The sequence below is a fragment of the Bradyrhizobium diazoefficiens genome, from assembly GCF_016616885.1.
Classification (GTDB): Bacteria; Pseudomonadota; Alphaproteobacteria; order Rhizobiales; family Xanthobacteraceae; genus Bradyrhizobium; species Bradyrhizobium diazoefficiens_F.
The window spans coordinates 2661956-2675102 of record NZ_CP067102.1 but is presented as its reverse complement, the minus strand read 5'-3'; the positions used below and the strand labels follow the sequence as shown (position 1 = coordinate 2675102).

The window sequence follows — 13147 nt, the reverse complement described above, 5'->3', positions numbered from 1 at the left end:
CAAAAGGCACGATCGGAACGTCAATCCTTCCAGGCCAGTGAGAGTGATCTCTCACTCGCAAACGAGAGCAAGCATGAAAAAGAAGGTCATCGTTCCCGTTGCCTTGCTGATCGCCGCTGTTGCGGCGGGCGGCCTCCTCTTCTTCACACGCGCTGACCCAGTCGAGGCTACCGCCACGCCCGCGGCTTCGCCCGCGGTGCCGGTCGTCGGCGGCGTAGTCGCCCAGCATGATGTTCCGATCTATCTAAGCGGCGTCGGGACCGTGATCGCGTACAACACCGACGTCGTGCGTGCTCAGATCCAGGGAGAACTCCTCAGCATCAACTTCACTGAAGGTCAGGCAGTTCGTGCCGGCGATCTGCTCGCGCAGATCGACCCGCGTCCTTACCAGGCGATGGTCGAGCAGTACACGGGTAACCTGCAGCGGGATCAGGCGCAGCTTGCAAACGCCCAGGCAAACCTCATCCGCTACAACGCGTTGGGCAAGAACGGCTGGGCCACGCCGCAACTGATTGAAACTCAAAAGGCGCAGGTCCGCCAACTCCAGGCGGCCATCAAAACCGATCAAGCGTTGATCGATGCCGCGAACGTGCAACTCGGCTACACCCGCCTCACCTCCCCGATCGACGGTGTCGTCGGGATACGTCAGATAGACGTCGGCAACATCATCAGCCCGTCTACCACGAACGGACTCGTCGTCGTCACGCAAATCAATCCGATCTCGCTGATCTTCACGCTTCCCGAGACTGTCCTCCCGCAAATCCAGCAGCAACAGCAAAGGACCAACGCCCCGCTCCCGGTCCTTGCCTACAGCCAGGACAATACAATCTTGCTCGATCAAGGCGTGCTTGGCCTTGTCAACAACGAGATCCTGCAGACAACGGGTTCGATTCAACTCAAGGCGAATTTCCCCAACCAATCGCACCGGCTCTGGCCCGGCCAACTCGTCAATGCCCGACTGCTTGTCGATACAAGACACAACGGCCTGACCGTTGCCGCCTCGGCTGTTCAGCAGGGGCCGAACGGATCTTATGTCTACGCCATCAATTCCGACAGCACGGTCCAGATCCGGCCGGTCAAGGTGACGCAGATCGGCGGCGGCCAGGCGCTCATCGATTCCGGTCTTACGGCAAACGAGCAGGTCGTGGTCGACGGACAATACAGGCTGCAACCGGGCACGCGTGTTACGCTGCTGCACGGAACGGCGGCGGATGAGGCTATCGCACAGACCGCCCAACAGGCGCCGATTCCATGAACATATCCGCGCCGTTCATCCATCGGCCGATCGCTACCGCTCTTCTGATGGTCGGATTGCTGGTCGGAGGCCTGGTGAGCTACCCACTCTTGCCGGTGGCCTCACTGCCCAACGTCAATTTCCCGACCCTCCAGGTCACGGCGCGATTGCCAGGCGCTGATCCGCAGACGATGGCGTCTTCAGTGGCGACGCCGCTTGAATTGCAGTTCGGTCAGATCCCGGGCCTCACCCAAATGACGTCGGCGAGTGCGCTTGGCTTTGTCCAGGTCACGCTGCAGTTCGATTTGAGCCGCGCCATCGATGGAGCAGTGAGCGACACGCTCTCGGCGATCAACGCTGCGCAAGCGCAGCTACCCCTGAACATGCCGTATCCGCCCACGATCCGTAAGGTCAATCCGGCCGACACGCCAATCCTGGTACTCGCCCTGACCTCTGACAGCCTGCCGCTGACGACAGTTGACGCCTATGCAGAAAACATCCTGCTGCAAAAGATCTCGCAGATATCCGGCGTTGGTCTCGTGGGTATCGCAGGTCAGCAGAAGCCCGCCATCCGCGTGCAGCTCGATCCGCAGGCGCTCGCTGCTCGCGGCATCAGCCTTGAGGACGTACGCACGGTACTAGGACAAGCCAACGTCGATTTGCCCAAAGGCACCCTTAACAGCCCGCGCCTGACCTACACGCTCAATACCAACGATCAGCTGCTCAAGGCCGACGACTACGCCAATCTGATCCTCGCCTATCGCAATGGAGCGACGGTTCGCGTCCGTGACGTCGGCCGCGTGATCAGCGCGGCCGAGAACGACCTGATCGCAGGCTGGTACAACCAGGACCGGGCGATCATCCTGCCGATCCAGCGCCAGCCTGGCGCCAACGTCATCGAGACCGTCGAGAATATCAAGAAAATGATGCCGACCCTCCAGGCCTCGATCCCGCCGGCTATCAAAGTCAGTATCATTACCGATCGGACCGAAACCATCCGTGCCTCGGTGAGCGACGTCCAGTTCACGTTGCTGCTCACCATCGCGCTGGTGGTGATAGTGATTTTCGTGTTCCTGCGCAATTTTTGGGCGACGATCATTCCGGCGGTGACGGTGCCGCTCTCGCTGGTCGGCAGCTTCGCGGTTCTCTATGAGCTTGGCTACAGCCTTGATAACCTCTCGCTGATGGCATTGTCGATCGCCGTCGGCTTCGTGGTCGACGATGCCGTCGTGGTGATCGAGAACATCGTGCGGCATATGGAGCTCGGCTCTTCGCCGTTCGAAGCGGCGCTGAAGGGTGCCGGCGAGATCGGCTTCACCATCGTATCGATTACGTTGTCCCTGATTGCCGTCTTCATTCCGCTGTTCCTGATGGGCGGATATGTCGGCCTGTTGTTCCGGGAATTCGCGATCACAGTTAGCGCGGCTCTGGTGTTGTCGCTGCTGATCTCGCTGACGCTTACGCCGATGATGTGCGCATATCTACTCAAGCACGAGAGCAAGCAGCACGGACGGCTCTACCGGCTTTTCGAACGTGGCTTCGATGGCTTGCTCAACCTCTATGAGGCCGGCCTCAAGATCGTGCTGCGTCACCGGTTCATTACCCTGATGACGATGCTCTGCACTATCGCGCTAACCGGATATCTCTACGTGATAATCCCCAAAGGCTTCTTTCCGCAGCAGGACACCGGATTGATCATAGGCCTGTCCGAGGCGGCACAGGATATCTCATTCCAGGGGATGGCCGAGCGCCAGCAGGCGTTGCTGAACGCCGTAATGCAGGATCCTGCGGTCGCCTCGGTCGGGTCGGGCGTCGGCGCCGGCGGCGGCAACACGACAGTCAACAACGGCCGTGTTTTCATTGCGCTCAAGCCCCAGACTCAGCGCGCCAGCATGGACCAGGTGATCGCGCGGCTGCGCACCAACCTCGCCAAGATCCCGGGGATCACGCTCTACATGCAGGCCGCGCAGGATATCACCATCGGCGGACGGATATCGAAGACGCAGTACCAGTACACATTGGCGGATGCCGACCCGGGCGAGCTGAACCATTGGGCGGCGCTCTTTCTAGAGCGGATAAAGGCTACTAAGGGCGCAGCCGACGTCACCACCGATCAGCTCAATGCCGGACCGATGCTCGATATCTCGATCAAGCGTGACGTCGCCTCGAGCTACGGTATCCAGCCCTATGCAATCGACAACACGCTCTCCGATGCCTTCGGTCAGCGTATTGTCTCAACCATGTTTACGACGCTGAATCAGTATCACGTCGTCATGGAGGTTGATCCCAAGTTCCAGTATGGGCCCGAGGCCCTCAACGGCATCTATGTCAACTCATCGAGCGGGCAGCAGGTGCCGCTGTCCACCCTGGTCGATAGTGCCGTGACGGTCGCTCCGCTCGTGGTCAACCATCAAGGCCAATTTCCGTCGGTGACCGTCTCGTTCAATCTTATGCCGGGCACCGCGATCGGCCAGGTCGTCGGCGCGATCCAACAGGCTGAAAGGGACCTGCATAAGCCGCTCTCGCTTCAGACTAGCTTTCAAGGCAACGCCCAGGCATTTGGCGCAGCGCTTTCGAGCACGCCGATCCTGATCGTCGCCGCGCTCTTCGTCATCTACATCATCCTCGGTGTGCTCTATGAAAGCCTGATTCATCCGATCACCATCATCTCGACCCTGCCGTCGGCCGGCCTCGGTGCGCTGCTGCTGCTGATGGCGGTTCACTTCGATCTGAGCGTGATCGCGATCGTGGGCATCATCCTGCTGATCGGCATCGTCAAGAAGAATGGCATCATGCTGGTCGATTTTGCTCTGCACGTCGAACATGAACAAGGGTTGACCGCCGAGGAGTCCATTTATCAGGCCTGCATCATGCGTTTCAGGCCGATCCTGATGACCACGATGGCGGCGCTCCTTGGCGGTGTTCCGATTATGCTCGGCAGCGGGAACGGATCGGAGCTTCGCCAGCCGCTCGGCTATGCCATTGTCGGCGGCCTCGCTCTGTCGCAACTGCTCACGCTCTATACGACGCCGGTTGTCTATATCTATCTCGATCGGCTGCAGACCAGGCTGTTTGGCGGGAGGAAGCCGGCCGCCGCAAGCCAGGCTGCCCCCGCGCCTGCTGAATGAACGATGATGACGAAAGGGCTCCGATCAGTGGCACGACCTGACTCCCACCCTGATGTAACGCGGATTTCGTATGCGGCCCATCGCTGCTTTCTAAATCCCGCCTGTTGCGCTTCGTCGATCCAGATCGTTCGTTTCAGGCGTCGGTCTCTTGACGGACGGGGCAGCTGAGATGAGCGCAGAGGAGAACAAGGATCGTTGCGGACTAACCACTCGAAGCCTGAATGCACCTTCTGCCGACAACCGCGGTTCAGGCTACTTCGCTGACATTCGACGCTTCTCATTGCTCGAGCGAGAACGGGAATATCAGCTCGCCAAGCGCTGGCGAGACCATGGTGATCGTGATGCTGCGGACCAAATCGTCACCAGCCATCTGCGGCTGGCCGCCAAAATCGCGATGAGATATCGCGGCTATGGTCTGCCGACCTCGGAATTAATATCGGAAGGCAATGTCGGCCTAATGCAGGCCGTTCAACGCTTCGAGCCCGATATGGGATTTCGTTTTTCCACCTACGCAATGTGGTGGATTAAAGCCGCGATACAGGACTACATCCTGAGATCCTGGTCGTTGGTGAAGATCGGCACGACTGCGAACCAGAAAAAGCTGTTCTTCAAGCTACGGTCGGCCAAGGCCAAGATCGCCGCTCTCGATAACGCCAGTTTGCGCCCTGAACAGGTGACGGAAATTGCAACGACGCTGGGGGTGACGGACCAGGACGTGGTAGATATGAATGGACGCCTCGCCGGCGACACATCGCTAAACTCACCGGTACGCGAAGGAGAACAGCCCAGCGAATGGCAAGACTATCTCGTTGATGAGAGCCCATCTCCGGAAACCATCGTCCTTAACCACGACGAAATGGATCACCGGCAAGAAGCGCTCGCTCGCGCTATCAGCGTACTCGATCATCGAGAGCGGCGCATCTTTGAGGCGCGTCATCTCATTGATGATCCACCAACGCTGGAGGATCTTGCACTCGAATTCAACGTTTCGCGCGAGCGCATTCGCCAGATCGAGGTGCGCGCCTACGAGAAGGTACGGATTGCAGCGAGGCGATCATTGGAACGAACCCTGCAAGGAGCAATGCACGCGTAGCGACGATCGTAATCCGCGCAAATTTTCACCAAACGCCGCAATCTCGGCCGAGTGCTCCTAACCGGGAGCTCGCATAATGAGTGCTCCGACCGCGATTCCCAAGGGGCACCATGAGTACGACCGCCATCCATATCGTAAGCCCAGCTCAGTTTGATTCCGGAACAGCTCAGACGCCTGGCTCTCAGCGTCGTGCGGCTATCGCTCCAGAACTGGCTATCGCTTCGGCAATCTGGGGCGGTCTGTTCGAAGTGGCCCCTGGACTGCGTACGGGACTCCACCACCACGGACAGCAGGAGACTATCGCCTACGTCCTTTCCGGCATCTGTGAAGTGCGCTGGGGTGAAAGAGGCGAATTCGTCGCACATGCGAAGGTCGGCGATTTCATTCACGTCCCGGCTTTCCTGCCGCATATGGAAATCAACCCTTCGAAGCTGGAGCCGTTTCGGTGGGTTGTCGTACGTAGCACAGCGACGCCCATCGTGGTCAACCTGCCGGACGACACCTGGACCTAGGGTCAAACGCTGCGGCCGTGCATCGGCCGGACTGGGCCGCATTCGGGCGGGGGAGCTTATATGAACTACGACGCATTCTTTGCCGGCGCCCTGAGCCGGTTGAAGCACGAGCAGCGCTATCGTGCCTTCGCGGACCTTGAACGCATCGCGGGTCGCTTCCCGCACGCCATCTGGCATTCTCCCGGCGGACCGCGCGAGGTGGCGATCTGGTGCTCGAACGACTACCTCGGAATGGGCCAGCACCCGAAGGTGATCGAGGCCATGGCAGCGACCGTGATGCGCCTCGGCGCCGGCGCCGGCGGGACACGAAACATCGCCGGCACCAATCATCCCCTGATCGAGCTGGAGCATGAACTCGCCGAGTTGCACCGCAAGGAGGCGGCTCTCGTTTTTACGTCGGGTTACGTGTCAAACCAGACCGGAATCGCGACCATCGGAAAGCTCATTCCGGACTGCCTGATCCTCTCCGATGAACTCAACCACAACTCGATGATCGAAGGCGCGCGTCAATCCGGTTGCGAGAAGAAAATCTGGCGGCACAACGACGTCGATCATCTCGAACGGTTGTTGCAAGTGGCCGGACACGACCGGCCGAAGCTGATTATCTTCGAAACCGTCTATTCCATGGATGGCGACGTGGCGCCGATGCACCGCATCTGCGACCTCGCCGAATACTACGGTGCGATGACCTATGCGGACGAGGTGCACGCCGTGGGCATGTACGGCGCGCGCGGTGCCGGCGTGGCGGAACGCGATGGGGTGATGGATCGGATCGACGTCCTGGAAGGCACGCTCGCCAAGGCATTCGCCTGCGTGGGCGGATACATTGCGGGAAACAGCATCTTGATCGACGCCGTGCGCTCGTATGCACCGGGGTTTATATTTACCACCGCTTTGCCGCCTCCGATTTGCGCCGCTGCCACCGCCGCGATCCGACACCTCAAGGCTTCCAATTGGGAACGCGAGCGACATCAGGAACGAGCTGCGCGCGTCAAAGCCGCGCTCACTGCTGCCGCGCTGCCGGTTATGCCGAGCGAGACCCATATCGTACCGGTACTGGTCGGAGATCCCGAGAGGTGCAAGGCGGCCTGCGATTTATTGCTCGCCGAGCACGGCATCTACATCCAGCCAATCAACTATCCCACGGTACCGCGCGGAACCGAACGGCTGCGGATCACACCAACCCCCTACCACGACGACATGCTCGTGGATGCTCTCGCCCACGCACTGGTGGATGTGTGGGCAAGGCTAGAGCTTGCGCCAAAGGGCTCGTCGGCAGCAGCTGATTATGCGGCTCGTCTTTGCGCCCAATAACCAGTGGCCCCTAGGTCAGCGCCCGCCCCCGCGCAGATAGAAGCAACTCCGGCGCAGTCACGGCAATAGAGCCACAGTCGTCCCAAACAGAAAGGCTACATCTGCTCCAGCCAGTCTTTCGCAAACGCAGTTATGCAACAGACGAGCTTGCGAACAGAAACGGGCAGCCGCACCAGCGGCACCGTTGCCGGCTAACTAACGCCTCGCATACAGGAGCATTTCGTGGCCAAACGCCCTACCCTCACCACAACCAGCGGCATGCCGGTCGCCGACAACCAGAACAGCATCACCGCCGGCCCACGCGGCCCGGTTCTGATGCAGGACTTCCATCTCCTGGAGAGGATGGCGCACCAGAATCGCGAGCGTATTCCAGAGCGCACCGTGCATGCCAAGGGATCGGCTGCCTACGGTACGTTGACCATCACAAATGACATCACGAAGTACACGAAGGCCAAAGCGCTACAGAAGGGCAAGAAGACCGAGGCTTTCCTGCGCTTCTCCACGGTGGCGGGCGAGCGTGGCGCGGCTGACGCTGAGCGCGACGTGCGGGGCTTTGCCCTCCGCTTCTATACTGAGGAAGGCAACTGGGACATCGTGGGCAACAATACGCCGGTGTTCTTCCTTCGCGATCCGCTGAAATTCCCCGACTTCATCCACACCCAGAAGCGGCACCCGCGGACCAACATGCGATCGCCGACCGCGATGTGGGATTACTGGTCGCTATCACCTGAAAGCTTGCACCAGGTGACCATCCTGATGTCTGACCGCGGCTTGCCCCAGAGCTATCGGAATATCGATGGCTTCGGTTCGCATACCTATTCGTTCATCAACGACCGGAATGAACGCCATTGGGTCAAGTTTCACTTCAAGACCATGCAAGGCATCAAGAATTGGACCAACGCCGAAGCGGCCCAGAAGGTCGCCTACGACCGCGAGACCCATCAGCGCGATCTGTTCGACTCGATCGAGAAGGGCGATTTCCCGAAATGGAGGTTTTCCGTGCAGATCATGCCGGAGAGCGACATCGACAAGCACTGGTACAATCCGTTCGACTTGACCAAGGTGTGGCCTCACGCGGACTATCCACTGATCGAGGTCGGCATCCTCGAGCTCAACCGCAATCCGACGAACTATTTTGCCGAGGTCGAGCAGGCGGCGCTCGCGCCATCGAACATCGTACCCGGCATCGGCCACTCGCCGGACAAGGTGCTGCAGGCCCGCATCTTTTCCTATGCGGACGCGCATCGTTACAGGGTCGGCATCAATGCGCACCAACTTCCGGTAAATCGGCCGCGAGCAGAGGTGAACGATTATCATATCGACGGCACGATGCGGCTCGAGGGCAAGCCTTATCCCGACGCTTACTACGAGCCGAATTCGTTTGATGGCCCGCTTGGGGACCACAGCTTCCGCGAGCCGCCGCTCAGGATCACGGGAGATGCCGCCCGCTATGATCATCGCGACGGCAACGACGACTATCGGCAGCCGGGGGAGCTATTCCGGCTGATGACGGCCGATCAGAAGCAGCAGCTGTTCAACAACATCAAGGAAGCGATGGACGGCGTGCCGCCAAAGATCGTCTACCGTCAGCTCGCTCACTTCTACCGCGCCGATCCCGCATATGGTGCCGGCGTCGCCAACGCCCTCGGCGTCGATTTCAAGCCTGGGATGGTCGCCGCGGAGTAGGCCTGCGCTTTGTCGGCCGGCGGCGCTTCCGCGACCGCCGGTCAAGCCATAACGTTCCGCAGCGCCAAGCGATCGCGCCAAGCGGTCATTCCGTTTCCGGAGAGAGCAATGTCCTACAGAATTGCGTCCAAGCTCCTAGCGGAGTTCGTCGGCACCTTCTCGTTCGTATTCATCGGTGCAGGCGCCGCGGCGATAGTCGGCACCGGTGTCGGCCTGCTCGGCGTCGTTGCAGTTGCCTTTGCACACGGCTTGACGATCATGGCGTTCGCCTTCGCGTATGGCTCCCTGTCGGGCGGGCACATGAACCCCGCCGTCACCGTCGGCGTGCTCGCCGCCGGCGCGATGCGTGTCGGCGAGGCGGTTGGCTATATCATCAGCCAGCTCATCGGAGGTATCGCAGGCGCACTGTTGCTGCGGACCGTCTTAGGTGGTTCAGCCACCGGCCTCGGCATGCCGACGCTCGCTCACGACCTCGCGCTCGGCGCCACGACCCTCACGATCACGCCCACAGTCGGCTTTTTGATCGAGGCCGTGCTCGCCTTCTTCCTGGTTACAGTGGTACTCAGCACGGCGGTTGCGGGTCGCGCCGGCAGCCTCGCGCCGCTTGCGATCGGAATGACGCTGACCCTCAACATCCTGATGGGTGGGCCGCTCACTGGCGCCCCGTTCAACCCAGCGCGGGCGCTCGGCCCGATGGTCGCCACCGGCAACTACGGCGATGTCTGGCTGTACTTGGCCGCCCCTATCGTGGGTGCCATCATCGCCGCTATTCTGCATACCGTTATCGCGTGGCTCGCCCATGAGGACGCAGCATCCGCGCCGGGCAGGACCGGACAGGCACCCGCCGAATGACCCCGTCTCTCAAGACTCATTGTTCACGGCCGACCCAAATTCCGCCAAGGCCGGTCGGCCACAACGCGCCGCGGCTCGACAGCTCAATATGAAATCATTCGATCAGCTTACGGAGCAGGAGATCCTCGCGCTCGCCATCAGCAGTGAGGAAGAAGATGGACGGATCTATGCCGACTTCGCGGAAGATTTGAGAGACGAACATCCCGACACGGCGCAAGTCCTCTCCGATATGTCTGTGGAAGAGAACGAGCATCGGCGCGCATTGATCGAACTCTATTGTTCAAGATTTGGAAATCACATTCCGCTCGTGAGACGACAGGACGTCCGCGGCTTCGTGCAACGAAAGAAGCTTTGGCGCGTCCGCCTCCGGGGCATCGAAGCCGTGAGGCAGCAAGCAAGCCAGATGGAGCAAGATGCCCGGCGTTTCTACGACCTGGCCGCTTCCCGAACGATCGATGCTTCTATTCGCATATTGCTCGGCGACCTGGCGAGAGCAGAATTGCAACATGAACGAACGGCAGGAGAAATTGCGGCCAAACGCCTACCGCAGGAGGCCAGAGGCGTTGAGGACGAGAACGCCCGGCGCAGTTTCATCCTCCAGATCATTCAGCCGGGACTCGTCGGACTGATGGATGGATCGGTTTCGACGTTAGCCCCGGTGTTTGCAGCCGCGTTTGCCACGCACAACTCGTGGAATGCCTTTCAAGTCGGCATGGCCGCGTCGCTCGGCGCCGGAATTTCAATGGGATTTGCAGAAGCTCTCGCCGATGACGGAAAGCTGTCAGGTCGCGGTACGCCATATTTGCGAGGACTTGTTTGTGGTCTCATGACAGTCGCAGGAGGCATAGGGCATACGCTTCCATACTTGATACCAGACTTTTTCACTGCGACCGCGACAGCCGCAGCCGTTGTTGTGGCCGAGCTGCTCGCGATTGCCTTCATTCAATGGAAATACATGGACACAGCGCCGATCTCCGCCGCCGCCAAGGTCATGCTCGGAGGCGGACTTGTTCTCGCGACCGGCGTTCTCATTGGAAACGGCTGATCCAACCGCCGATCTGCCATCTGTTTCGCGCCTTTCAGCACCGTCCGCCTGAAAGCAGCTCCCCTCATTCGATCACGTCATCTGTAAAACGCCCTGTTCGCGCAGGAGTGATGTCCGCGCGCTTGGCTTTGTCGGATGCACTTGCCACATCGTCGTTGCTTAGAAACGTCCGCAGGAAACAGACCAACCAGAGCAGCGGTTATCGCGGCGCGAATTGTCCGCACAGAAAGCAAAACGGAGAACGATTATGACTGCATTGAAAGCTTTGGTCGCGGCAACTCTATTCTCGACGATCACCATCACGTCTGCAAGCGCCCAGCTCCCCGTTTGGGCCATCCAGAATCCAGACACGTTTCAGGCCGAGTACCCGAACCGTGACGTCCTGAATGGAGGCGCGCCAACGCCTGCAGGCAGAGCGGGTATGGAGCTGCCTGATGGCGGCGCTCCTCCCGGTTATCGGGCGCGCGGTGCTTATGCGGCCATGGTTGGCGCGCCTTCCTCTTCCTGCGCTCGGCGCTATCGCTCCTACGATCCCGCATCTGCCACCTTTCTCGGGCGCGATGGTCGGCGCCATGCCTGCGAGTGACGCGAACAGCCTCCTGATATGGATCGGGAATGCGACCGCCACTCGGCGGCGCGTTCACGCTCTGACAACGTTACTGGTGACGAGCACGACCTGGTCCAGGGCGTGGACTGATAAAATCGACGCGAATGACCCATTGCGGACGAGCACCTTCCGCACCGAGCGCTACGGTGACACCGATGAAGGTGGAGGCTTGCCATGCTCGACGACGCCATGATCGTCTGGTTCGCGCTGACAGCGGGCAGCGTCGTCTTCGTCGTCTGGGACTCGATTTTCAATGGCGTCACCAGCTGGGTGCAGCGCATCGCCTGGATCCTCGTCACGATCTATACGGGGCCGGTCGGCGCGTTCTTCTACCTGCTCGCCTGCCGCAGGCCCCTGCCGGGCACCCATGATGCCTTCACCGCGGCGAGGTGGAAGCAGTCGCTCAACAGCGAGATGCACTGCCTGGCAGGGGACGCCACCGGCATTGTCGTCGCAGCCTCCATCCTGCCGGTCTTCAGTCTCACCAACGGCTGGGACGCGACCATCGAATACCTGGCGGGCTTCGTCTCCGGCCTGTTCATCTTCCAGGCGCTAATGATGGTCGGCATGTACGAGGGCGACTACTGGAAGGCAGTGCGCAAGACTTTCTTCGCCGAGACCGTGTCGATGAACATGGTGATGACCGGCATGATCCCGGTCATGCTGATCCTCGGCACCCACTGGGCAGGCTCGGAGGAGCCGCAGGCCCTCTCGTTCTGGTTCCGTATGAGCATCGCGACGATCGTCGGCGGCGTCGTCGCCTATCCGATCAACCACTGGATGGTTGCGAATCGCCTGAAGCATGGCTGCATGACTCTGCCGGATGCAGATAGACCCGCACCGGACCTGGGCCACGCCTCGCCCGAGCCCTCGAAGATGATGGATCACGCCCAGATGCATCACGCGGAGGGAACGGCCGGCGCGATGTATCACCACGATCACGCGATGAACGAGCTACCCGCAGGCCGCGCCGCGGTCATCATCGCCGTAACCTTCGCGGTTCTGCTCGCTGCGGTTTGGCTGACGAGTTTCGTAGTTCCGGTGAGGTTTTAACGAGACGTTGCTCAGTTCAGCTGAATGACGAACGGATACTATTCAGTCGGTATCCGACGCGGTCACGGAAGCTTTCCACTCCGATCCCAGCGACGCCTGCAAAGAGAACTGCTTAATATTCATCACGGTTCAGGACAGCCGGGCGGTACCCCATTCGTATCAAGCCACGCTCGGAATCTCGATCTATGAATACACGCCCTAACAATCGCGACAAATGCCGTTGATCATGCGATCGAGTGCGGCGTTCTCCTGATTTACCGGGTCGTTTGGATCCATCAGGTTCTTCTCCGACGGCACCTGGTCGGCACGCGGCTGGCGATGTCCCACCGGCGCCTCCGGGAGGGATCGCCGCTCCGCGTTCATCGAAGGTGGCACGGACGAATTTGGCAAATCACGAGGCCGCGCTACCGCCATCGAGCTACCGATGACCGCGGCCAATGCTACTGTGGCAATCAACTCACGCATAACTGGCTCTCCAGGTGATCCTCGCTCACCCCCAGAATGGTGCGAGAAAACTCGATCGCAAGCTGCCAAGGCTCACGTTTGGTTCAAATCATCGCGGCGCGGGTGAGTGCCGCGCGTACCGTCGCGATGATCGCACTGCGATTGCCACGCTGGCGACT

11 protein-coding genes are annotated in these 13147 nt (G+C 60.2%); 10 read left to right on the top strand and 1 reads right to left on the bottom strand.

The window, feature by feature from the left end:
* Positions 1 to 73 precede the first annotated feature (73 nt).
* The 10 genes from JJC00_RS12175 (at position 74) to JJC00_RS12130 (ending at position 12524) form a co-directional block, all read left to right on the top strand.
* Positions 74 to 1255 carry an efflux RND transporter periplasmic adaptor subunit gene (locus tag JJC00_RS12175; protein ID WP_200472790.1) on the top strand — a complete coding sequence of 394 codons (1182 nt, stop codon included), beginning with the start codon at positions 74 to 76 and terminating at the stop codon, positions 1253 to 1255.
* Positions 1252 to 4362 (top strand): efflux RND transporter permease subunit, encoded by a 3111-nt coding sequence (locus tag JJC00_RS12170; RefSeq protein WP_200472789.1) that lies wholly within the window; start codon positions 1252 to 1254, stop codon positions 4360 to 4362. The genes JJC00_RS12175 and JJC00_RS12170 overlap by 4 nt, the downstream gene beginning before the upstream one ends.
* 169 nt (positions 4363 to 4531) lie before the next feature.
* Positions 4532 to 5455 carry an RNA polymerase sigma factor RpoH gene (rpoH, locus tag JJC00_RS12165; protein ID WP_200472788.1) on the top strand — a complete coding sequence of 308 codons (924 nt, stop codon included), beginning with the start codon at positions 4532 to 4534 and terminating at the stop codon, positions 5453 to 5455.
* A 110-nt stretch (positions 5456 to 5565) separates the two neighbouring features.
* Positions 5566 to 5967, top strand: coding sequence for a cupin domain-containing protein (locus JJC00_RS12160; protein ID WP_200472787.1), 402 nt, complete (start codon positions 5566 to 5568; stop codon positions 5965 to 5967).
* A gap of 60 nt (positions 5968 to 6027) precedes the next feature.
* Positions 6028 to 7281, top strand: a complete 1254-nt coding sequence (hemA, locus tag JJC00_RS12155) for a 5-aminolevulinate synthase (protein ID WP_200472786.1) — start codon at positions 6028 to 6030, stop codon at positions 7279 to 7281.
* A 258-nt stretch (positions 7282 to 7539) separates the two neighbouring features.
* Positions 7540 to 8967, top strand: coding sequence for a catalase (locus JJC00_RS12150; protein ID WP_433996525.1), 1428 nt, complete (start codon positions 7540 to 7542; stop codon positions 8965 to 8967).
* Positions 8968 to 9075: 108 nt separating this feature from the next.
* Entirely contained in the window at positions 9076 to 9819 is a 744-nt protein-coding gene (locus JJC00_RS12145) for an MIP/aquaporin family protein (protein ID WP_200472784.1), read from the top strand.
* A gap of 88 nt (positions 9820 to 9907) precedes the next feature.
* Positions 9908 to 10864, top strand: a complete 957-nt coding sequence (mbfA, locus tag JJC00_RS12140) for an iron exporter MbfA (protein ID WP_200472783.1) — start codon at positions 9908 to 9910, stop codon at positions 10862 to 10864.
* Positions 10865 to 11111: 247 nt separating this feature from the next.
* Complete coding sequence (locus JJC00_RS12135; protein WP_200472782.1) at positions 11112 to 11450, top strand: BA14K family protein; 339 nt, start codon at positions 11112 to 11114, stop codon at positions 11448 to 11450.
* A gap of 195 nt (positions 11451 to 11645) precedes the next feature.
* Entirely contained in the window at positions 11646 to 12524 is an 879-nt protein-coding gene (locus JJC00_RS12130; RefSeq protein ID WP_200472781.1) for a DUF4396 domain-containing protein, read from the top strand.
* A 198-nt stretch (positions 12525 to 12722) separates the two neighbouring features.
* Here the strand turns inward: JJC00_RS12130 and JJC00_RS12125 are convergent, their stop codons facing one another.
* Positions 12723 to 12989 carry a hypothetical protein gene (locus JJC00_RS12125; RefSeq protein ID WP_200472780.1) on the bottom strand — a complete coding sequence of 89 codons (267 nt, stop codon included), beginning with the start codon at positions 12987 to 12989 and terminating at the stop codon, positions 12723 to 12725.
* Positions 12990 to 13147: the final 158 nt, after the last annotated feature.

What these genes read in the sequence shown, in the direction of transcription:
- JJC00_RS12160 (WP_200472787.1), top strand. Translation starts at nt 5,566, where the DNA reads ATGAGTACGACCGCCATCCATATCGTAAGCCCAGCTCAGTTTGATTCC.
- hemA (WP_200472786.1), top strand. Translation starts at nt 6,028, where the DNA reads ATGAACTACGACGCATTCTTTGCCGGCGCCCTGAGCCGGTTGAAGCAC.
- JJC00_RS12145 (WP_200472784.1), top strand. Translation starts at nt 9,076, where the DNA reads ATGTCCTACAGAATTGCGTCCAAGCTCCTAGCGGAGTTCGTCGGCACC.
- rpoH (WP_200472788.1), top strand. Translation starts at nt 4,532, where the DNA reads ATGAGCGCAGAGGAGAACAAGGATCGTTGCGGACTAACCACTCGAAGC.
- JJC00_RS12125 (WP_200472780.1), bottom strand. Translation starts at nt 12,989, where the DNA reads ATGCGTGAGTTGATTGCCACAGTAGCATTGGCCGCGGTCATCGGTAGC.
- JJC00_RS12175 (WP_200472790.1), top strand. Translation starts at nt 74, where the DNA reads ATGAAAAAGAAGGTCATCGTTCCCGTTGCCTTGCTGATCGCCGCTGTT.
- JJC00_RS12150 (WP_433996525.1), top strand. Translation starts at nt 7,540, where the DNA reads ATGCCGGTCGCCGACAACCAGAACAGCATCACCGCCGGCCCACGCGGC.
- JJC00_RS12130 (WP_200472781.1), top strand. Translation starts at nt 11,646, where the DNA reads ATGCTCGACGACGCCATGATCGTCTGGTTCGCGCTGACAGCGGGCAGC.
- JJC00_RS12170 (WP_200472789.1), top strand. Translation starts at nt 1,252, where the DNA reads ATGAACATATCCGCGCCGTTCATCCATCGGCCGATCGCTACCGCTCTT.
- JJC00_RS12135 (WP_200472782.1), top strand. Translation starts at nt 11,112, where the DNA reads ATGACTGCATTGAAAGCTTTGGTCGCGGCAACTCTATTCTCGACGATC.
- mbfA (WP_200472783.1), top strand. Translation starts at nt 9,908, where the DNA reads ATGAAATCATTCGATCAGCTTACGGAGCAGGAGATCCTCGCGCTCGCC.